We start from the raw sequence: 21,040 nt of genomic DNA, 5'->3' as shown, positions 1-21,040 counted from the left end.
CTTTCGCCAGCTCTTCGTTTTATTTCGCGGCCGCTTTCTCTTCGCCGACCAGACCAATCTTCAGGTACCCCGCCTGATGCAGCGTGTCCATAACCTTCATCATGGTTTCATAGTCGACGGTTTTATCCGCGCGGAAGAAGACGGTAGTGTCTTTCTTGCCGCCGGTCAGCTGGTCCAGCGCCGGAATAACGGAGGCATCCGTCACCGGATCGTTGCCGAGGAACATGGATTTATCCGCCTTCACCGACAGGTAGATAGGCTTTTCCGGGCGCGGCTGCGGCTGGCTGGAGGACGCGGGCAGATTCACCTTCACGTCCACCGTCGCCAGCGGCGCGGCAACCATAAAGATAATCAGCAGAACCAGCATAACGTCGATAAACGGCGTCACGTTGATTTCATGCATTTCGCCGTTATCGTCCAGATTTTCATTAAGACGCATTGCCATACAATCAACCTACGCGCAGTTTGGACGCCGCATGCACCGGCTTAACGGCGCTGGCGTTCAGGTCCAGATCGCGGCTTTGCAGCAGCAGAACCTGCGCGGCAACGTCGCCCAGGGTGGCTTTGTAACTGCCAATCATGCGGGCAAAAATGTTATAGATAACGACCGCCGGGATAGCGGCGACCAGGCCGATAGCCGTTGCCAGCAGCGCTTCTGCGATACCCGGCGCAACCACCGCCAGGTTAGTGGTCTGCGTCTGGGCGATGCCGATAAAGCTGTTCATGATGCCCCAGACGGTACCGAACAGGCCGACGAACGGGGAGATCGCGCCGATAGTCGCCAGATAGCCGTTACCGCGGCCCATATGACGGCCAACGGCAGCAACGCGACGTTCCAGACGGAAGCCGGTACGCTCTTTAATGCCTTCGTTATCTTCACTGCCTGCGGAGAGTTCCAGCTCGTTCTGAGCTTCGTTCACTAACAGGGTGGTCAGGCTTTTCGCATGGAAGGACGAGGTTATATCAGAAGCCTGATCCAGAGAGCGGGCTTCTGCCAGCTGCTTCTGCTCACGCTTGAGGCGGCGTTTTTGTGAAAGAAGTTCGGCGCTCTTGCTGAAGAAGATAGCCCAGGTGATCACGGACGCCAGAATCAGGCCGATCATCACAATCTTAACTACGATGTCAGCATGTTGATACATGCCCCAAACGGAGAGATCCGTCTGCATCAAATTATTACCCACTCTGTATCTCCAGGACGCAAATCACAAAACCTGAACGTAATAATATCAAAACGTCGTCGAATTGATAGTAGTTCTCATTAGTATTTACATAGTGCCGTAATTTTCGCTCACTTTCCTTGCGCTTACGCAGTAAAAATTTTTTATGCGTATTTTTAATAATATTTTCTGCTTATTCGATAAGCATGCGGATGCACATTTTTGCAATCGTGGTAGTCTGGACGTCCAGACGTATAAAAATAGGGTTAGCGAACATGACTAAGAAGCAGCTTGAGACCACGCTGGTGCAGGCAGGACGCAGCAAAAAATACACCCAGGGCTCGGTCAACAGCGTGATACAGCGCGCCTCGTCGCTGGTGTTTGATACCGTTGAGGATAAAAAAATCGCCACGCGCAATCGCGCGAAGGGCGGGCTGTTTTACGGTCGTCGCGGCACGCTAACCCACTTCTCGCTGCAGGAGGCCATGTGCGAACTGGAGGGCGGCGCGGGCTGCGCGCTGTTCCCGTGCGGCGCGGCGGCGGTTGCCAATACCATCCTGGCGTTTGTGGAACAGGGCGACCATGTCCTGATGACCAATACCGCCTACGAGCCAAGCCAGGACTTCTGCACCAAAATCCTCAGCAAGCTCGGCGTCACCACCAGCTGGTTCGATCCGCTGATTGGGGCCGGCATCGCCGACCTTATTCAGCCCAACACGCGCGTGGTGTTTCTGGAATCTCCCGGCTCCATCACCATGGAAGTCCATGACGTCCCGGCCATCGTGAAGGCGGTGCGCAGTAAAGCACCGGAGGCGATCGTGATGATCGACAACACCTGGGCGGCGGGCGTGCTGTTTAAAGCGCTGGAGTTTGACGTTGATATCTCCATTCAGGCGGCCACCAAATACCTGATTGGTCACTCCGACGCCATGATTGGCACGGCGGTTTCCAACGCCCGCTGCTGGGACCAGCTGCGTGAAAATGCCTACCTGATGGGGCAAATGGTGGACGCCGATACCGCCTACATGACCAGCCGCGGTATCCGCACGCTCGGCGTACGCCTGCGCCAGCATCATGAGAGCAGCCTGCAAATCGCGCAGTGGCTGGCCCTGCACCCGCAGGTGGAGCGCGTTAACCATCCGGCGCTGGCAGGCAGCAAAGGACACGAATACTGGCAACGTGACTTTACGGGCAGCAGCGGGCTGTTCTCTTTCGTTCTTAAAAAGCGGCTCAATGACGCCGAGCTGGCACGCTATCTGGATAACTTTACCCTCTTCAGCATGGCCTATTCATGGGGTGGATTCGAATCCCTGATCCTGCCTAACCAGCCGGAACAGATTGCGGCACTGCGCCCGGGCGGCGAAGTGGACTTCGAAGGAACCCTGATCCGCCTGCATATCGGGCTGGAAAATGTGGACGATTTAATTGCGGATTTATCGGCAGGATTTGAGCGCATCGTGTAAAGTGCTGGCTGAAATGTACGCCCCGGACGCCATTCTGAACACCGCAAGCGGAAAAGTCTGTATGAGATGCGCCTGCGATCAACCCCGACAGGCCAATTTGGGAGTACAATAGCGTTATATCTGCTGTTCCACAGGAAAGTCCATGGCTGTTATTCAAAATATCATCACGGCGCTCTGGCAACACGATTTTGCCGCGCTGGCGGACCCGCACGTCGTCGGGATTGTCTATTTCGTGATGTTCGCGACGCTGTTTCTGGAGAATGGACTACTGCCAGCCTCATTTTTACCCGGCGACAGCCTGCTTCTGCTCGCTGGGGCGTTGATCGGCAAGGGGGTGATGGACTTCGCCCCGACAATGGTGATCCTCACCTCGGCGGCCAGCCTCGGCTGCTGGCTGAGCTACCTTCAGGGGCGCTGGCTTGGAAACACCCGCGTGGTGAAAGGCTGGCTGGCACAGCTGCCGCATAAATATCACCAGCGCGCCACCTGCATGTTTGACCGCCACGGCCTGCTGGCGCTGCTCGCCGGGCGTTTTCTGGCGTTTGTTCGCACCCTGTTGCCTACGATGGCGGGCATATCGGGCCTGTCCAACCGCCGCTTCCAGTTCTTCAACTGGCTGAGCGCCCTGCTCTGGGTGGGCGTGGTAACCACGCTCGGCTACGCGCTGAACATGATCCCGTTTGTTAAGCGCCATGAAGACCAGGTGATGACGTTCCTGATGGTGCTGCCGATCTTCCTGCTGGTTGCGGGCCTGGTCGGCACAATCGCGGTGGTGATTAAGAAGAAGTATTGCAGCGCCTGATTCCCCACCCTGATTCTCTCCCCGTGGGGAGAGAATCAAAAGCCTAAGCGCCCTGCATCGTTCTGATGCGCGACGCATCCTCCCCCGGCGTAACGCCGAAGTAGCGCTTAAATTCCCGACTGAACTGCGAGGCGCTTTCATACCCAACCCGCATCGCCGCCGCGCTGGCCTTCATGCCGTCGTGGATCATCAGCATGCGCGCCTTATGCAGACGGTAGGTTTTGAGATACTGCAACGGCGACGTGCTGGTAACGGATTTAAAGTTGTGGTGAAACGCCGAGACGCTCATGTTGGCTTCCGCCGCCAGCTGGTCAACGCTGAGGTTTTCCGTGTACTGGCTCTCGATGCGCTTCAGCACGCGGCTAATCAGGCTAAAGTGCGTCTGGCGGCTTACCAGCGCCAGCAGCGCCCCGCCGCCCGGCCCGAGCAGCACGTGGTAAAGAATTTCGCGGATAATCTGCTTCCCGAGAATACGCGCATCCAGCGGCCTGTCCATTACGTCCAGCAGACGCTCGATGGCACAGAGGATCTCATCCGACAGCGTTGCCGAGTTGATGCCGCTTGCCGCCATCGACGGCCGGAAAAGCTCATCTTCCCCTATATCCATCAGCAGCTCCTGCAGCTGGAGAATGTCGACGTTGACGCGGATGCCTGCCAGGGGCACCTCCTCCGTCGCGAAAGTTTCACATTCGAAGGGTAAAGGTACCGTAAGAAGCAGATATTCATTGGTGTCGTAACGGAACACGCGCTCGTTGATATAGCCAATCTTATGGCCTGAAAAGAGAAAAACGATGCCTGGCTGATACATCACCGGGGTGCGCGTCCCGGGCTGAGTGCCGTAGAGCAGCCGGATATCCGGCAGCAGTTCGGACGCATTATTTTCATTATCTATCAGTTTCTTAATCTGCGACGTTAGCTGACGGCAGATGGCATCACGGTTCATTTTTAGTTACTCCGGGTACGGTTTCCGACGCTATCAGTGTGCGCATTTTCGTTCCGTTTCTCCAGCGCGCTGTAGAAATGGGCAAGACATCGGCAGGAATGTGCATTGAGAGGATAGCGCCTGCCCGCCACAATGTGCAGCATCAGGTTGCCTTCTGCGCCACCACGATTTTTCACCCACTAAAGGGAACGAGCAATGAACAACTTTAACCTTCACACCCCAACCCGCATTCTGTTTGGTAAAAACGCTATCGCTGAGCTGCGCGCGCAGATCCCGACGGATGCCCGCGTGCTGATTACCTACGGCGGCGGCAGCGTGAAAAAAACCGGCGTGCTGGATCAGGTTTACAGCGCCCTGGAGGGTCTGGACGTGCGCGAGTTCGGCGGTATCGAGCCAAACCCGTCTTACGAAACGCTGATGAACGCGGTGAAAATCGCCCGCGACGAGCAGATCACCTTCCTGCTGGCGGTGGGCGGCGGCTCCGTCCTGGACGGCACCAAATTTATCGCGGCGGCGGCGCATTACGCTGACGGCGTCGATCCGTGGCACATTCTGGAAACAGGCGGCAGCGATATTACCCGCGCAATCCCGATGGGTTCAGTGCTGACCCTGCCGGCCACCGGTTCAGAGTCCAACAAAGGCGCGGTGATCTCCCGTAAAACCACCGGCGACAAGCAGGCCTTTATGAACGAACACGTTCAGCCCGTGTTCGCCATCCTGGATCCGGTTTACACCTACACCCTGCCCGCGCGCCAGGTGGCGAACGGCGTTGTGGACGCTTTTGTGCATACCGTTGAGCAATACGTCACGTACCCGGTCAATGCCAAAATTCAGGATCGTTTCGCGGAAGGCATTTTGCTGACCCTGATTGAAGAAGGTCCGAAAGCGCTTAAAGAGCCTGAAAACTACGACGTGCGCGCCAACGTGATGTGGGCTGCCACGCAGGCGCTGAACGGCCTGATCGGTGCCGGCGTGCCGCAGGACTGGGCAACCCACATGCTCGGCCACGAGCTGACGGCGATGCACGGTCTGGATCACGCCCAGACGCTGGCGGTAGTTCTGCCTGCGCTGTGGAACGAAAAACGTGATGCCAAACGCGCCAAGCTGCTGCAATACGCCGAGCGCGTATGGAACATCACTGAAGGTGATGACGATGCACGCATCGATGCCGCAATTGAAGCAACCCGCCACTTCTTTGAAAGCCTGGGCGTGCCAACCCGTCTCTCAGACTACGGCCTGGACGGTAGCTCCATCCCTGCCCTGCTGGCGAAGCTGGAAGCCCACGGCATGACCCAGATCGGCGAGCACGGCGACATCACCCTTGACGTCAGCCGTCGCATTTACGAAGCGGCACGCTAGCGTTTTTAGGATCCTGACTTTCGTTTTTTGACATTTCGTCCAGACTTAATGCACACCACATCGTCGGAGGTTCCCTCCGGCGATGAGCACCTGAAGGAGGAAAAATGGCAAACCAAACCGTAATCAAGCTGCAGGATGGCAACGTGATGCCCCAGTTGGGGCTAGGTGTATGGAAAGCCGGTAACGACGAGGTCGTCTCCGCCATTCATAAAGCCCTGGAAGTCGGCTATCGGTCCATTGATACCGCTGCCGCCTACAAAAACGAGGACGGCGTAGGTGCGGCACTCGCCAGCGCCGGCGTTCCCCGCGAAGAGTTATTCATTACCACCAAACTGTGGAACGACGATCAAAAGCGCCCCCGCGAAGCCCTGCACGAAAGCCTGGAGAAGCTCCAGCTCGATTTCGTCGATCTTTATCTGATGCACTGGCCGGTTCCGGCTATCGACCATTACGTTGACGCCTGGAAAGGGATGATTGAGCTGCAAAAAGAGGGGCTGATAAAAAGCATCGGCGTCTGTAACTTCCAGGTTCATCACCTCCAGCGCCTGATAGATGAAACGGGCGTCGCACCGGTGATTAACCAGATTGAGCTGCACCCGCTGTTGCAGCAGCGCCAGCTTCACTCCTGGAACGCCACGCACAAGATCCAGACCGAATCCTGGAGCCCGCTGGCGCAGGGCGGCGAAGGGGTATTCGACCAGAAAATCATCCGCGAACTGGCGGACAAGTACGGCAAAACCCCGGCACAGATTGTTATTCGCTGGCACCTGGACAGCGGCCTGGTGGTGATCCCGAAATCAGTAACGCCGTCGCGCATCGCCGAGAACTTCGACGTCTGGGATTTCCGCCTGGATAAAGACGAGCTGGGAGAAATTGCGAAGCTGGATCAGGGTAAGCGTTTAGGGCCGGATCCGGATCAGTTTGGTGGGTAGGTTTTTCCCCTCACCCTGCCCTCTCCCCAAAGGGGAGAGGGTGTTCAAGTTCCCTCTCCCCTTTAGGGAGAGGGTTAGGATGAGGGGTTCATCGTTATCCGATCTTACGTTTTCCCGCTTTTTTCGTCCCCGCCCCACCGTTCGAACGCTGATGCACAATCGGCGTGTGCTTGGTCAGCGCCGGGCGCGTATTGCGGTTCTGGCGGCGCGCTTCGCGCATCTCTTCAAGCGTAGGCGCCGGCACCAGGCAGTCGCGGCGTGAGCCAATCAGGTGCTTTTTGCCCATCTCTTCCAGCGCCTGGCGGATCAGCGGCCAGTTTTTCGGGTCGTGATAACGCAGCAGCGCTTTATGCAGACGGCGCTGCTTATCCCCTTTAGGCACCACCACGTCTTCGCTCTTGTAGCCAATCTTACTCAGCGGGTTCTTGCCGGTGTAATACATGGTCGTCGAGTTGGCGAGCGGTGACGGATAGAAGTTCTGCACCTGGTCCAGACGGAATCGACGCTGCTTCAGCCACAGCGCCAGGTTTACCATGTCCTCATCACGCGTGCCGGGGTGCGCGGAGATGAAGTAGGGGATCAGATACTGCTCTTTGCCCGCCTGTTTTGAGTAGGTGTCAAACAGCTGCTTAAAGCGATCGTAGCTGCCCATGCCCGGCTTCATCATTTTGGACAGCGGGCCTTCCTCGGTGTGCTCCGGGGCGATCTTCAGATAGCCGCCAACGTGGTGCGTGGCCAGCTCTTTGATGTAGCGCGGATCTTCCACGGCGATGTCGTAACGCACACCCGACGCGATCAGGATCTTCTTGATGCCTTTGAGATCGCGCGCGCGACGGTAGAGGCTGATCGTCGGCTCGTGGTTGGTGTCCATATGCTCGCAAATGCTCGGATAGACGCAGGAGAGACGACGGCAGGTCTGCTCCGCGCGCGGCGACTTGCAGCGCAGCATATACATGTTCGCGGTTGGACCACCCAGGTCGGAGATCACGCCGGTAAAACCGGGCACCGTGTCGCGAATCGCTTCGATCTCGTTGACGATCGACTCTTCGGAGCGGCTCTGGATGATGCGGCCTTCGTGCTCGGTGATCGAGCAGAAGGAGCATCCGCCGAAGCAGCCGCGCATGATGTTGACCGAGAAACGGATCATCTCGTACGCCGGAATGCGGCTGTTGCCGTAGGATGGATGCGGAACGCGCTTGTACGGCAGGGCAAAGACGCTGTCCATCTCTTCGGTAGAGAGCGGGATCGCCGGCGGGTTAACCCAGATATAGCGCTCGCCGTGCTTTTGCATCAGCGCGCGCGCGCAGCCCGGGTTGGTTTCGTGATGCAAAATGCGCGACGCGTGGGCGTAGAGCACCTTATCGCTTTTCACTTTCTCGTAGGACGGCAGCAGCACGTAGGTTTTTTCCCACGGCTTCGGACGCGGCGGCTGCACCACCACGGCCTTCGCTTCGGCTTTCTTCGGCTCAACCGGTTTGTTATCCGCACACGGCAGATCGTCACCGTACGGATGCGGGATCGGGTCAATTTTGCCCGGCATATCAATGATGCGGGAGTCCACCCCGCTCCAGCCCGGCAGGGCCTCTTTCACCATGATCGCGGTGTTACGCACGTCGCGGATCTCGCTGACGGGCTCGCCCTGGGCCAGACGGTGCGCCACCTCCACCAGCGGACGCTCGCCGTTGCCGAAGATCAGCATGTCGGCTTTCGAATCCACCAGCACCGAACGACGCACGGTATCGGACCAGTAGTCGTAGTGCGCGGTACGGCGCAGGCTCGCCTCAATGCCGCCCAGGATCACCGGCACGTCTTTCCATGCTTCTTTGCATCGCTGGGTGTAGACGAGGGTCGCGCGATCGGGACGTTTACCGGCCACGTTATCTGCGGTGTAGGCGTCGTCATGGCGCAGCTTACGGTCGGCGGTGTACCGGTTGATCATGGAGTCCATGTTGCCTGCGGTCACGCCGAAGAACAGGTTCGGCTTGCCCAGACGCATAAAGTCGTCTTTGCTGTTCCAGTCAGGCTGGGAGATGATCCCCACGCGGAAGCCCTGGGCTTCAAGCATACGGCCGCAGATCGCCATGCCAAAGCTCGGGTGATCGACGTACGCATCGCCCGTCACCAGAATAATATCGCAGCTATCCCAGCCCAGCTGGTCCATCTCTTCACGGGACATCGGCAGGAAAGGCGCCGGTCCAAAGCAGGCAGCCCAGTACTGGGGCCAGGAGAAGAGGTCACGATCCGGCTGGATCAGGGAAATTGCGCTCATAATGCTTCCGAAGAAAAAATAGACAAAAGGAGCGGGATTATACGCTGGATCGTTGGGGGAATTGAAGGGGTATTGTGCGGGCTGTTGCCCCCTCACCCTAACCCTCTCCCCTGTACGGTCCGGGGACATAGTGAACACTTGTTCGGGGACATGGTAGACACTTACAACTAAGGCATAAGATCCCGCTTATGGAGTCGCTTATGCCCTGGGATGCGAGAGATACCATGTCATTACGTACCGAGTTTGTTTTGTTCGCCTCGCAGGACGGGGCAAACATCCGTTCCCTCTGCCGTCGCTTCGGCATTTCACCTGCCACCGGCTATAAGTGGCTTCACCGCTGGGCGGAGGAAGGGGCCGCGGGCCTTCAGGACCGCCCGCGCATACCGCACCATTCCCCGAACCGCTCATCTGACGACATCACTGCCCTGCTGCGTATGGCCCATGACCGCCATCAACGCTGGGGCGCGCGCAAGATAAAGCGCTGGCTGGAAGACCAGGGGCACCATATGCCCGCCTTCAGCACCGTCCATAACCTTATGGCCCGCCATGGTCTGCTGCCGGGCACTTCACCGGGCATTCCCGTCACGGGACGGTTCGAACATGACGCGCCGAACCGCCTCTGGCAGATGGATTTTAAGGGCCACTTTCCCTTTGGCGGTGGCCGCTGCCATCCGCTCACCCTGCTGGACGACCACTCCCGTTTTTCCCTGTGCCTGGCGCACTGTACCGATGAACGGCGCGAGACCGTGCAGCAGCAGCTGGTCAGCGTGTTTGAACGCTACGGCCTGCCGGACCGGATGACGATGGATAACGGCGCCCCGTGGGGAGACACCACCGGCACCTGGACGGCGCTGGAGCTGTGGCTGATGCGTCTGGGTATCCGGGTGGGGCACTCCCGACCGTATCATCCGCAGACGCAGGGTAAGCTGGAGCGTTTTCACCGCAGCCTGAAGGCAGAGGTGCTGCAGGGGAAGTGGTTCGCGAGCGGGGGCGAGCTGCAGCGCGCCTTCGACCACTGGCGGACGGTCTATAACCTTGAACGCCCGCATGAGGCGCTGGATATGGCGGTACCGGGCTCACGGTATAAGCCGTCTGCACGGCAGTACAGCGGCAACACACCGCCCCCGGAATACGACGAGGGCGTGATGGTCAGGAAAGTGGATATCAGCGGAAAGCTGAGCGTGAAAGGGGTAAGTCTGAGCGCAGGCAAGGCGTTCAGGGGAGAACGGGTCGGGCTGAAGGAGATGCAGGAAGACGGCCGCTACGAGGTGTGGTGGTACAGCACGAAAGTGGGGGTGATCGACCCGAAGAAAAAGTCGATCACCATGGGTAAAGGATGTTAAAAAGTGTTCACCATGTCCCCGAACACCTGTCTACCATGTCCCCGGACCGTACACCCCAAGGGGGAGAGGGGATGCTCAGAGCGGTCTTTCACCCTCGCCCCTATGGGGAGAGGGCCGGGGTGAGGGGTAAAATTTACGGCGCCGGATTAACCAGCATCTGCCCTACCGATCCCCTGTCCATCATCTCCAGCGTCTGGCTGTGGAACAGGAACGGGAAGTGCGGCCATGACGGCTGACCGTAGTAAACAAGCAGCTCAACCTGCCCATCCACCCAGACGGTGTCTTTCCAGCCCCTGTCTTCCGGGAACGGCATGGCGCCGTTCACGTTGCGGATCAGGAATGCCACACCTTCAATATGGAACGACTGGGGCATGTCCGAGCGGACGGTCCAGCGCTCCCAGGTTCCCTGCTGAGCGGTAATATCAATGCGGTTAACGTCCCACAGCGCGCCGTTGATGCCCGGATCGTCGCCCAGGCTGATATCGCGGCTGCGTACCGCCGGTCCGGTTACGATCTCCTGCGGCAGCAGGCGCATCGGCAGGCTGTCGGTGACCAGCGGCAACAGGCCGGTTGGCCGCAGCGTCAGCACCAGCGTCGAGACCAGAATGCTCGACGGCTCAAAGAAGCCGCGAATACGGTCGACAATGCTTGCCGCTTCACCGCAGGTCACGGAGACTTCATCCCCGTTGGTCATATCCACCAGAATTTCGCGACGCTCGCCCGGGGCCAGCGACAGCTGTTTAACCGACACCGGCGCAGGCAGCAGCCCCTGATCGCCCGAAATAACGTGCAGGGCACGGCCGTCGCTCATCTGGAGCTGATAGCGGCGCGAGTTGGAGGCATTCAGCAGACGCAGACGCACCCAGCCGCGCGACACTTCGACATACGGGCTTTGCGCGCCGTTAACCAGCAGCGTATCGCCCACAAAGCCGCCGCTGCCCGGCTCGCTGTACTCCGGGGTACCAAAGTTATCCAGGCGCTTGTCCTGAATAATCACCGGGAAATCATCGACGCCGTAGTGGTTCGGGATCGGCAGCGTTTTGCTGACCTCATCTTCAATCAGCCACATCCCGGCCAGGCCGTTATACACCTGCTGGGCGGTACGGTTCGGCGTATTGGCGTGATACCACAGGGTCGCGGCGCTCTGACGGATAGGCAGAACAGGCGCCCAGTCAGCATTAGGCGACATCATGCGCGCCGCGCCGCCAATCAGCGGCCCCGGCACCTGTAGCCCGCTGACGGTCATGGCAACATTTTCAGTCGTACGGTTGCTGTAAATCAGCTTAACGTCATCGCCAGTCCACACGCGAATGGTCGGTCCAAGGTAGCGCCCGTTAATGCCCCATACCGGCGCGCGCGTTCCCTGGGTAAAGGACCAGTGGCTACGCTGAAGCGTGAGGAACAGCGGCTGTCCGCGACGGGATTCAATCAACGGCGGAATGGGCAGCGGCTGCTGCTGCCCGGCGGCGCTGGCTGTCCGCGGCATCGCACCCGCACAAAGGGCGATACCCGAAGCCTGAATAAACTGACGCCGACTGAGTGACATATAAGCTCCATCTGAAACGACTAACAACGCGGGAATTCGTTTTCCCTTCTACAACGCCGGGTTAAATCTTACCGGCGGCTTCTCGCTCTGCAACTTCTTTGTCGAGCTGCGCAATATGCTGAGCCATCAGCTCGCGGCAGTGCGTGGCCAGCTCGCGCACCTGGTCTTTACCGTATTTGGTGGTATCCACCGGCGGCAGCATTTCGACAATCACCAGTCCGTTCTTCAGGCGGTTAAGATTAATCTTATTCGATGTATTGGAAACGCACACGGGAATAATTGGAACGCCCGCCGCAATTGCCGCATGAAACGCACCGGTCTTGAACGGCAGCAGGCCACGCCCGCGGCTGCGCGTCCCTTCCGGGAACATCCAGATTGAGATCCGACGCTTTTTAAACTGATCCACGACTTCCGCAATAGTGCCATGCGCTTTTGCGCGGTTATTTCGGTCGATCAGCAGGTTACCGGTTAACCAGTACAGCTGGCCAAAAAACGGGATCCACAGCAGGCTCTTTTTCCCGACGGTCACGGTCGGCGGGAGAACAATATTTGAGGCCGTCACCATATCGTAGTTGTTCTGATGGTTAGCGATATAGATGGCGTTACCGAAATTTTCCGCCCCTTCAGGCAGACGCTTTTCAACCTTCAGGCCAAACAGCGGGGCCAGGCGACCAAACATGTGGCCAAACGTCGCGACATGTTTTGGATTACGCGGGCTGAACAGGCAGTAAATAGATCCGAAAATGCAGACCAGAATGCAGTAGATAACGGTAAGAATGAGACGAACAATGTATAGCATAGCGACCTCTGAAGCCCTGACAGCTGACAATTATACTTCACCTGTGGCCAGGTAAGGACTTTATTACGAGCGCGTATTGTTAATCGCAACGCACGAATTAACAACGTTTTTACGGGAAATTTTATGGAAATGCCCCCTCCGGAACAGAGGGGGAGAAAACAGGTTACTCTTCGCTGTCACCCGCCGCGCTGCGCGCCGGTGAGTCGATCTCCACGCGGTCGATTCGCTGCAGGCCGCGCATCAGCGAGCCGCGTCGTCCGCGCTCGCCAACCACCTTCTGCAGCTCTTCCGGACGCAGTTTGATCTTACGCTTGCCGACATGAATGGTCAGCGTGCTCTGCGGCGGCAGCAGGAAGAGATGCGCCAGGCCATCTTCGCCTTTTGCCGCTTCCGCTGACGGGATGCTGATTATCTTGTTGCCCTTCCCTTTCGACAGCTCCGGCAGATCGCTGACCGGGAACATCAGCATACGTCCGGCTGCGGTGATCGCCAGCAGCATGTCGCTTTCGTCCTCAATGATCAGCGGCGGCATAACGTGCGCGTTATCCGGCAGGCTGATCAGCGCTTTACCGGCCCGGTTGCGCGACACCAGATCGTTAAAGGTACAGATAAAGCCATAGCCCGCGTCAGAAGCCATCAGCAGTTTTTGTTCGTCGGCCTCCATCAGCATATGGTCAACCGTGGCGCCCGGCGGCAGCGTCAGCTTGCCGGTCAGCGGTTCGCCCTGGCCGCGCGCGGACGGCAGCGTGATCGGATCGATGGCGTAGCTGCGGCCCGTGGAGTCGATAAACGCCACCGGCTGGTTGCTCTTGCCCTTCACCGCCGCCTTGAAGCTGTCGCCGGATTTATAGCTCAGGCCCGGCGCGTCGATATCGTGGCCCTTGGCGCTACGCACCCAGCCGCTCTGGGAAAGGACAATGGTCACCGGCTCGGACGGCAGCATGTCGTGCTCGTTCATCGCCTTCGCCTCTTCGCGCTCGTGCAGCGGAGAGCGACGGTCGTCGCCAAAGGCGTCGGCATCGGCCTGCAGCTCTTTCTTCAGCAGGGTGTTCATCTTGCGCTCGGACGCGAGGATCGCCTGCAGCTGATCGCGCTCTTTTTCCAGCTCGTTCTGCTCGCCGCGGATCTTCATCTCTTCAAGCTTAGCGAGATGGCGCAGCTTCAGTTCGAGGATCGCTTCGGCCTGGGTTTCACTGATACCAAAGCGCGACATCAGCGCGGGCTTCGGCTCGTCCTCGGTACGGATGATTTCGATCACTTCATCGATATTGAGGAATGCCACCAGCAAACCTTCGAGGATATGCAGGCGCTTCAGCACCTTCTCCAGACGATGGTTCAGACGACGGCGGACCGTATCGCGGCGGAAGGCCAGCCATTCGGTGAGGATCTCCAGCAGGTTTTTCACCGCCGGACGACCGTCCAGACCAATCATGTTCAGGTTGATGCGGTAGCTTTTTTCCAGATCGGTGGTGGCGAACAGGTGGTTCATCACCTGCTCCATGTCCACGCGGTTGGAGCGCGGTACAATCACCAGACGGGTCGGGTTCTCGTGGTCCGATTCGTCGCGCAGGTCGTCCACCATCGGCAGCTTTTTATTGCGCATCTGGGAGGCAATCTGCTCCAGCACCTTCGCGCCGGAGACCTGGTGCGGCAGCGCGGTGATCACCACGGCGCCGTCCTCTTTGGTCCACACCGCGCGCATGCGCACGGAGCCGCGACCGTTCTGGTAGATTTTGCGGATTTCAGCGCGCGAGGTGATGATCTCGGCTTCGGTCGGGTAGTCCGGCCCCTGCACGATATCCAGCAGCTCGTCCAGCGAGGTTTTCGGCTGTTCAATCAGGGTGATAGCGGCTTTCGCCACTTCACGCAGGTTGTGCGGCGGGATGTCCGTCGCCATGCCGACGGCAATACCGGTCGTCCCGTTCAGCAGGATGTTCGGCAGACGCGCAGGCAGCATTTTCGGCTCCTGCAGGGTGCCGTCAAAGTTAGGTACCCAGTCGACCGTGCCCTGCCCCAGCTCGCCCAGCAGCACTTCGGCATATTTAGACAGACGGGATTCGGTATAACGCATCGCCGCGAAGGATTTCGGATCGTCCGGCGCCCCCCAGTTCCCCTGACCGTCCACCAGCGGGTAACGATAAGAGAACGGCTGTGCCATCAGCACCATCGCTTCGTAGCAGGCGCTGTCGCCGTGCGGATGGTATTTACCCAGCACGTCACCGACGGTACGGGCGGACTTCTTAAACTTGGCGGTGGCGTTCAGCCCCAGCTCGGACATCGCATAGACGATGCGGCGCTGAACGGGCTTCAGGCCATCCCCGATAAACGGCAACGCCCTGTCCATGATGACGTACATGGAGTAGTTCAGGTAAGCGTTTTCCGTGAATTCATGTAGCGCGAGGCGCTCTGCCATATCGCTCATTACGTGTGATTCCTCAACTCAGAAACCGATGGGTTTCAGGCAATATTGCCGCAGATACTACCTCATCTGGCGAGTTGAGTCACAAAGAAAAAGGGCCGCATCGGCGGCCCTTTATGGGTTATTTGTTCAGCTTGATAACCTGCTTCACGTCGATTTCAAACTCGTTCCAGTCTTTGTCGATTTTACCCTGGAGTTCAACCTTATCCTGAGGCGTTACGGTCACGCCGTTCCAGTTCTTGTGGTCAATCTCAACCACCACCGTACCGCTTTCGTCGCGGAAGGTGTAACGGTCATCGGACAGGCGCTCGGTAATGTTACCGCGCAGCTTCACCCAGCTGTCGTCCTTCATATCCTTAACTTTAGCCGCGGTAGTAAGGTTGGCGTTGTTATCGACAAAGCCACCCTGCTGGGTTTGCGTCTGGTTCTGTGTCGCAGATGGGCCACTAAAGCCACCCTGTGCAGCAAATACAGGGGCAGTGGTCATCATCATGATAGCGGCAAGTGCAGCGTATTTTTTCATATTAATATCTCCCTTTAATGTCGTTTCACAATCCATTAAACAGGGTAAACCTTAACAACTTCTTAAGGGAAAAATTTATTTATTTTTACTGTACAGCGCGCGCCTGCGGAGGGTTTACTGACGGCATCAGGGAGGGAATATGCGCATTTTACTGGTAGAAGACGACAGGCTAATTGGCGACGGCATTAAAGCAGGCTTAAGCAAAATGGGCTTTAGCGTGGACTGGTTCAGCGACGGTAAAACCGGACAGGCAGCCCTGTATAGCGCGCCGTATGATGCGGTGGTGCTGGATCTGACGCTGCCGGAAATCGACGGGCTTGCCGTCCTGCGCGCCTGGCGCGAAAGCGGCCGCAGTGAACCGGTACTGATCCTGACGGCGCGGGACGCGCTGAACCAGCGGGTCGAAGGTTTGCGCCTGGGGGCGGACGATTACCTGTGTAAGCCGTTCGCGCTGATTGAGGTGGCGGCCCGGCTCGAGGCGCTGGTGCGCCGCAGCCACGGCCAGACGCGCAGCGAGCTGCGTCACGGCAGGGTTACGCTCGATCCGACAAGCCTCGTCGCCAGGCTGGATGGCGAAACGCTGGTGCTTAAGCCGAAAGAGTTCGCCCTGCTGGAGCTGCTGATGCGCAACGCGGGCCGCGTGCTGCCGCGCAGGGCCATCGAAGAGAAGCTCTACAGCTGGGACGATGAGGTCTCCAGCAACGCCGTCGAAGTCCACGTACATCATTTACGCCGCAAGCTCGGCAGCGAGTTTATCCGCACCGTGCACGGCATCGGTTATACCCTGGGTGACGCATGAAACTGACCGAACGCCTGAGCCTGAAGCTGCGCCTGACGCTCCTCTTTTTGCTGCTTTCCCTGGCGGCATGGTTTGCTGCAAGCGTGGTGGCCTGGCATCAAACCGCTGAAAAGCTGGATAAGCTGTTTGATACCCAGCAGATGCTGTTTGCCAAACGGCTGCTGACGATGGACGTGGACGAGCTCCGCGCGCCGGAACGCATGCGCGAGGTGCCGAAAAAAGCCCGACACGGCCATCTCGACGACGATGCGCTGGCCTTTGCGATCTTCACCGCCGACGGCCACATGGTGCTTAACGACGGTGAGAACGGGCGCGACATTCCTTATCACTACCGCCGCGATGGATTTGATGACGGCCGGCTGCAGGATGATAACGACACGTGGCGTTTTCTGTGGCTCACCTCACCGGACGGAAAATACCGCGTGGTGGTCGGCCAGGAGTGGGAGTACCGGCAGGATATGGCGCTGGACGTGGTCAGCTCGCAGCTGACGCCATGGCTGGTGGCGCTGCCCGTCATGCTGCTGTTGCTGATTGTTCTGCTGAGCCGGGAGCTGAAGCCGCTGAAAAACCTGGCGCAAACCCTGCGCTCGCGTTCGCCGGATGCCACCGATACGCTGCCCACGCGCGGCGTGCCGACGGAGGTTCGCCCGCTGCTCGATGCGCTTAACCATCTGTTTGCCCGTACGCAGGAGATGATGGCCCGCGAGCGCCGCTTCACCTCGGATGCCGCCCACGAACTGCGCAGCCCGCTGGCCGCGCTGAAGGTGCAAACCGACGTGGCGCAGCTTTCTCTCGACGATCCCGAGGCGCAGTCGAAAGCGCTGGGGCAGCTGCATGCGGGCATCGACCGCGCCTCCCGTCTGGTGGATCAGCTTCTCACCCTGTCGCGCCTGGATTCGCTGGATAACCTGGATGACGCAGAGCCCGTTGTGATGGCTGATTTACTGCAATCCGCGGTGCTCGATATCTGGCATCCGGCGCAGCAGGCGGGCATTGATATTCGGCTTAACGTCAACGCGCCGGACGTTATGCGCCACGGGCAGCCGCTGCTGCTGAGCCTGCTGGTGCGCAACCTGCTGGACAACGCCGTGCGTTACAGCCCGCGCGGCAGCGTGGTGGACGTAACGCTGAATACCCAGGGCTTTACCGTGCGCGACAACGGGGCGGGAATTTCTCCTGATGCGCTGGCGCGCATTGGCGAGCGTTTTTATCGCCCGCCGGGTCAGGACGCCACCGGTAGCGGGCTGGGGTTATCCATCGTTAAGCGCATCGCGGCGTTACACGGGATGCGCGTTTCGCTTGGCAACGCCCCGGAAGGCGGCTTTGAGGTGGCCGTTAGCTGGTAGGGATTATTGCGCTTAACGCAAAAGACTTTGCACATTTTGCTCATTTTTCCGCTCCGTCCTCGCGCGTAGAATACCCGGCATACTCTCAGCATCGAGGACAAATAATGAGCAACATTCTGATTATCAACGGCGCAAAAGAATTTGCGCACTCTAAAGGCCAGCTGAATGACACCCTGACCGAGGTCGCGGACGGTTTCCTGCGCGACGCCGGGCATGATGTTAAGGTCGTGCGCGCGGACAGCGACTACGACGTGAAAGCCGAAGTGCAGAACTTCCTGTGGGCTGACGTGGTGATCTGGCAGATGCCGGGCTGGTGGATGGGCGCACCGTGGACCGTGAAAAAATACATGGACGATGTGTTTACCGAAGGTCACGGTTCGCTGTATGCCAGCGATGGCCGCACCCGCTCCGACGCGTCTAAAAAATACGGCTCGGGCGGCCTGATTCAGGGTAAAAAATATATGCTCTCCCTCACCTGGAACGCCCCTCTGGAAGCGTTCACCGAGAACGATCAGTTCTTCGAAGGCGTGGGCGTAGACGGCGCGTATCTGCCGTTCCACAAGGCTAACCAGTTCCTGGGCATGGACCCGCTGCCGACCTTCATCGTCAACGACGTGATTAAAATGCCGGACGTCCCGCGCTATATCGCAGAATATCGCAAGCATCTCGCGGAAATTTTTGCTTAACTGGTAGCCTGGAATTAGAAGGAGTTAATTATGCTTACCGTTATTGCTGAAATCCGTACGCGTCCTGGCCAACATCACCGCCAGGCGGTGCTGGATCAATTCGCGAAGATTATCCCGACCGTTCTGAAGGAAGAAGGCTGCCACGGCTACGCGCCGATGGTGGATGCCGCGACTGACGCAAGCTTCCAGGCGACCGCGCCAGACTCAATCATCATGGTTGAGCAGTGGGAAACCGTCGCGCACCTTGAAGCCCATTTGCAGACCGCGCACATGAAAGCGTGGAGCGACGCGGTGAAGGGTGACGTGCTGGACACCCACATCCGTATTCTGGAGCAAGGGGTATAAATCCTGCCTTCCCTCTCCTTTCGGAGAGGGAAATCTCTCTGACCTGCTATGCTTATTCTGACTTCATGATTAACAGGAGGATGGAATGGGACTTTTTAACTTCGTAAAAGAAGCAGGCGAAAAGCTGTGGGATAACCTGACCGATCATAAAGGCCAGAGCGATAAAATCACCGAGCACCTCAAGAAACTCAACATTCCCGGTTCAGATAAGGTTCAGGTAAACGTCACCGACGGCAAAGCCAGCGTGACGGGCGACGGGCTGACCCAGGAGCAGAAAGAAAAAATCCAGGTTGCCGTCGGCAACATCGCAGGCGTCAGCGAGGTGGAGAACAACATCACCGCCACGGATGCCAAAGATGAAGCTACCTACTACACGGTGAAATCCGGCGATACCCTGAGCGCCATCTCCAAAACCGTGTACGGCGATGCCAACCAGTACAACAAGATTTTCGAGGCTAACCGCCCGATGCTCTCCAGCCCGGATAAAATCTATCCCGGCCAGACGCTGCGTATTCCTAAGGCGTAACGTCTGAGGCTACTGGTTCACGTCGCGCAGGGGAACAGAATGAAAATAGCCTGTCTTGGCTGGGGTTCGTTAATCTGGAAAAGCGGCGCGTTACCGATTGCCGGTGAGTGGCACACCGACGGGCCGTCGCTGCCCGTCGAGTTTTGCCGCGTAGGCGATGGCGGCGAACTGGCGACCGCCATCTGCATGAATGCTCCCGCCGTACCGGTGCTTTGGGTATGGCTGGACGCCACAACGCTGAGCGTGGCCTCTGAGGCCCTGCGCGAGCGGGAGGGCATTCCTGACGATCGCTGCGATGGTATCGGCTCGCTGCTGATAACCGAACGCAGCGCGGGTGTGCTGTCGTCATGGGCGAGGGAGCGAGGAATCGAGGCGCTCATCTGGACCGGCCTGCCGCCGAGAAGCGCCGCACAGGAAGGCCGCATTCCTGCCGTGGAAGAGGCTATCGCTTATCTCGACAGCCTCAGCGGACAGACGCGCAGCCATGCGAAGGACTACATGCGCCGCGTACCGGCACAGCTCGACACCCCCTACCGGCGCGTCATTAAAGAGGTCATGGGGTGGTGACGCCCCAGCCTGTTACCAGTACAGCTTCCAGCTCTGGGTGAAACGCACCAGCGCCTCAACGTAGAAGTAATCTCCCCAGCTTGCGCACTCATCTACGCCTTTGTTGCTCGCAAGATGATAGACCGAGTGCTTCAACAGCCCGTTGCCCTTCTCCTCTTTGCCCATCAGGTAGTGCTTCGTCAGCGATGACATAATGCCTTTGGCCCACTCCAGATAATGCTCCCGGTCCGGATCCGTAACCGGCAGGTGCTTTACCAGCTCCAGCAGTCCGCACACCGCAATCGCCGCCGAGGAGGCGTCGCGCAGCGCATCGGTGCCCACCAGCGCCAGATCCCAGTGGCAGACGTAATCTTCCGGCAGGCGGTTGAGGAAGTAGTTCGCCAGCCGTTTGGACAGGGCAATCATCGTCTCGTCGCCGGTATAGATATAGCTCAGCAGGAAGCCGTAAATTCCCCACGCCTGCCCGCGCGACCAGCAGGAATCGTCCGCATATCCCTGCTGGGTGTTGCCGTAGCGCGGCGCGCCGGTCGATACGTCCATATAGTACGTGTGGAACGTGGACGCATCGTCACGAATGAGGTACGTCGCCGCCTGCATCACGTGCGCTTTTGCCGCTGCGGCGAAGCGCGGATCGCCCGTCTGCTCCGTCGCCCAGTAGAGCAGCGGCAGGTTCATGTTGCAGTCGATGATCATCCTCCCGGCCTGTTCCGGATCCGAGAGATCGCCCCACGCCTGGATGATCTTCGCCTTCTCATGGAAGCGCTCCAGCAGCGCTTCGGCCGCCAGCAGCGAGAAGCCGCGCGCCTCGCGGTTACCGGTCAGCCGCCAGGCTGCCACGCAGGAAAGCGTATACAGGAAGCCTAAATCGTGGGTGTTAGTGTCGTTGCGCCCGGCGATGCGCAGGCCAAACGAGCGGACGTGTTTTTCTGCCATCTCGCGGAATCTTGTATCGCCGCTCATCTCCCACGCCAGCCACAGCTGGCCGGTCCAGAAGCTGGTGGTCCACTCCACGTTGTCCGTCAGCGGATAAAAGCCTTGCTGGCAGGTTTCTGCCGGAAACCGCTCACCGAACGCCGTTAAATGACGGCTAATCAGTTCGAGGACATGGCCGCGCGCCGAATGCAGTTCATCGCGGAATGCGCGGGCGTCAACGGGCGCGGCGATAACGGACAGACGTTCCTCTTTGATACGACTTAACATATTTCGGTTCCTTCTT

20 protein-coding genes are annotated in these 21,040 nt (G+C 58.6%); 11 read left to right on the top strand and 9 right to left on the bottom strand.

All coding sequences use genetic code 11. The annotated features are described in order from the left end of the window. Window positions 1-19 precede the first annotated feature (19 nt). Together exbD and exbB are read right to left on the bottom strand one after the other, a co-directional pair. Window positions 20-445 (bottom strand): TonB system transport protein ExbD, encoded by a 426-nt coding sequence (gene exbD, locus IM304_RS00875; protein ID WP_001251472.1) that lies wholly within the window; start codon window positions 443-445, stop codon window positions 20-22. 4 nt (window positions 446-449) lie between these two features. Next, on the bottom strand, window positions 450-1,181 hold the full coding sequence (gene exbB / locus IM304_RS00870; protein ID WP_003862482.1) for a tol-pal system-associated acyl-CoA thioesterase: 732 nt from the start codon (window positions 1,179-1,181) through the stop codon (window positions 450-452). Between the two features lie 251 nt (window positions 1,182-1,432). Between exbB and metC the strand changes: the two genes are divergently transcribed. Together metC and yghB are read left to right on the top strand one after the other, a co-directional pair. Beyond that, window positions 1,433-2,620, top strand: a complete 1,188-nt coding sequence (gene metC / locus IM304_RS00865) for a cystathionine beta-lyase (RefSeq protein WP_193354979.1) — start codon at window positions 1,433-1,435, stop codon at window positions 2,618-2,620. 142 nt (window positions 2,621-2,762) lie between these two features. Beyond that, window positions 2,763-3,422 carry a DedA family general envelope maintenance protein YghB gene (gene yghB / locus IM304_RS00860; RefSeq protein ID WP_023323743.1) on the top strand — a complete coding sequence of 220 codons (660 nt, stop codon included), beginning with the start codon at window positions 2,763-2,765 and terminating at the stop codon, window positions 3,420-3,422. Window positions 3,423-3,465: 43 nt separating this feature from the next. Here yghB and IM304_RS00855 read toward each other — a convergent pair whose 3' ends face one another. Then, window positions 3,466-4,365, bottom strand: coding sequence for an AraC family transcriptional regulator (locus IM304_RS00855; RefSeq protein ID WP_193354980.1), 900 nt, complete (start codon window positions 4,363-4,365; stop codon window positions 3,466-3,468). Window positions 4,366-4,560: 195 nt separating this feature from the next. Between IM304_RS00855 and yqhD the strand changes: the two genes are divergently transcribed. Next, window positions 4,561-5,724 carry an alcohol dehydrogenase gene (gene yqhD / locus IM304_RS00850; RefSeq protein ID WP_148418473.1) on the top strand — a complete coding sequence of 388 codons (1,164 nt, stop codon included), beginning with the start codon at window positions 4,561-4,563 and terminating at the stop codon, window positions 5,722-5,724. 104 nt (window positions 5,725-5,828) lie between these two features. After that, window positions 5,829-6,656, top strand: a complete 828-nt coding sequence (dkgA, locus tag IM304_RS00845; protein WP_193354981.1) for a 2,5-didehydrogluconate reductase DkgA — start codon at window positions 5,829-5,831, stop codon at window positions 6,654-6,656. Window positions 6,657-6,750: 94 nt separating this feature from the next. On the opposite strand, the gene IM304_RS00840 is transcribed toward dkgA, so the two are convergent. After that, window positions 6,751-8,925 carry a YgiQ family radical SAM protein gene (locus IM304_RS00840; RefSeq protein WP_227009554.1) on the bottom strand — a complete coding sequence of 725 codons (2,175 nt, stop codon included), beginning with the start codon at window positions 8,923-8,925 and terminating at the stop codon, window positions 6,751-6,753. Between the two features lie 188 nt (window positions 8,926-9,113). Here IM304_RS00840 and IM304_RS00835 point away from each other — a divergent pair, with 188 nt between their 5' ends. Further along, window positions 9,114-10,268: an IS481 family transposase gene (locus IM304_RS00835; RefSeq protein ID WP_193354983.1), complete on the top strand. Its 1,155-nt coding sequence runs from the start codon at window positions 9,114-9,116 to the stop codon at window positions 10,266-10,268. Window positions 10,269-10,401: 133 nt separating this feature from the next. Here the strand turns inward: IM304_RS00835 and ftsP are convergent, their stop codons facing one another. The 4 genes from ftsP to IM304_RS00815 form a co-directional block, all read right to left on the bottom strand. Then, window positions 10,402-11,814: a cell division protein FtsP gene (ftsP, locus tag IM304_RS00830; RefSeq protein ID WP_148418470.1), complete on the bottom strand. Its 1,413-nt coding sequence runs from the start codon at window positions 11,812-11,814 to the stop codon at window positions 10,402-10,404. Between the two features lie 61 nt (window positions 11,815-11,875). Beyond that, window positions 11,876-12,613, bottom strand: coding sequence for a 1-acylglycerol-3-phosphate O-acyltransferase (gene plsC / locus IM304_RS00825; RefSeq protein ID WP_148418469.1), 738 nt, complete (start codon window positions 12,611-12,613; stop codon window positions 11,876-11,878). 163 nt (window positions 12,614-12,776) lie between these two features. After that, the gene (gene parC, locus IM304_RS00820; protein WP_148418468.1) at window positions 12,777-15,035 is read right to left on the bottom strand and encodes a DNA topoisomerase IV subunit A; all 2,259 of its coding nucleotides are present in this window, start codon (window positions 15,033-15,035) and stop codon (window positions 12,777-12,779) included. A gap of 118 nt (window positions 15,036-15,153) precedes the next feature. Further along, window positions 15,154-15,555: a YgiW/YdeI family stress tolerance OB fold protein gene (locus IM304_RS00815; RefSeq protein ID WP_148418467.1), complete on the bottom strand. Its 402-nt coding sequence runs from the start codon at window positions 15,553-15,555 to the stop codon at window positions 15,154-15,156. Window positions 15,556-15,694: 139 nt separating this feature from the next. Here IM304_RS00815 and qseB point away from each other — a divergent pair, with 139 nt between their 5' ends. From qseB to IM304_RS00785, 6 genes are all read left to right on the top strand, one after another. Beyond that, the gene (gene qseB / locus IM304_RS00810) at window positions 15,695-16,354 is read left to right on the top strand and encodes a quorum sensing response regulator transcription factor QseB (RefSeq protein WP_148418466.1); all 660 of its coding nucleotides are present in this window, start codon (window positions 15,695-15,697) and stop codon (window positions 16,352-16,354) included. Beyond that, window positions 16,351-17,700 carry a quorum sensing histidine kinase QseC gene (gene qseC, locus IM304_RS00805; protein ID WP_193354984.1) on the top strand — a complete coding sequence of 450 codons (1,350 nt, stop codon included), beginning with the start codon at window positions 16,351-16,353 and terminating at the stop codon, window positions 17,698-17,700. The genes qseB and qseC overlap by 4 nt, the downstream gene beginning before the upstream one ends. A gap of 104 nt (window positions 17,701-17,804) precedes the next feature. Continuing rightward, on the top strand, window positions 17,805-18,386 hold the full coding sequence (locus IM304_RS00800) for an NAD(P)H-dependent oxidoreductase (protein ID WP_176609479.1): 582 nt from the start codon (window positions 17,805-17,807) through the stop codon (window positions 18,384-18,386). Window positions 18,387-18,416: 30 nt separating this feature from the next. Then, entirely contained in the window at window positions 18,417-18,731 is a 315-nt protein-coding gene (locus IM304_RS00795; protein WP_014885248.1) for a putative quinol monooxygenase, read from the top strand. 85 nt (window positions 18,732-18,816) lie between these two features. Further along, window positions 18,817-19,257 carry a peptidoglycan-binding protein LysM gene (gene lysM, locus IM304_RS00790; protein ID WP_003862507.1) on the top strand — a complete coding sequence of 147 codons (441 nt, stop codon included), beginning with the start codon at window positions 18,817-18,819 and terminating at the stop codon, window positions 19,255-19,257. A gap of 39 nt (window positions 19,258-19,296) precedes the next feature. After that, window positions 19,297-19,824, top strand: a complete 528-nt coding sequence (locus IM304_RS00785; RefSeq protein WP_193354985.1) for a hypothetical protein — start codon at window positions 19,297-19,299, stop codon at window positions 19,822-19,824. Between the two features lie 12 nt (window positions 19,825-19,836). Here IM304_RS00785 and IM304_RS00780 read toward each other — a convergent pair whose 3' ends face one another. Continuing rightward, on the bottom strand, window positions 19,837-21,024 hold the full coding sequence (locus tag IM304_RS00780; protein WP_193354986.1) for a glycoside hydrolase family 88 protein: 1,188 nt from the start codon (window positions 21,022-21,024) through the stop codon (window positions 19,837-19,839). Window positions 21,025-21,040 lie beyond the last annotated feature (16 nt).

It is taken from the genome of Enterobacter cloacae complex sp. P40C2 (assembly GCF_014930695.1).
Lineage (GTDB): Bacteria > Pseudomonadota > Gammaproteobacteria > Enterobacterales > Enterobacteriaceae > Enterobacter > Enterobacter pasteurii.
This window is presented reverse-complemented; position numbering and strand designations above follow the sequence as displayed.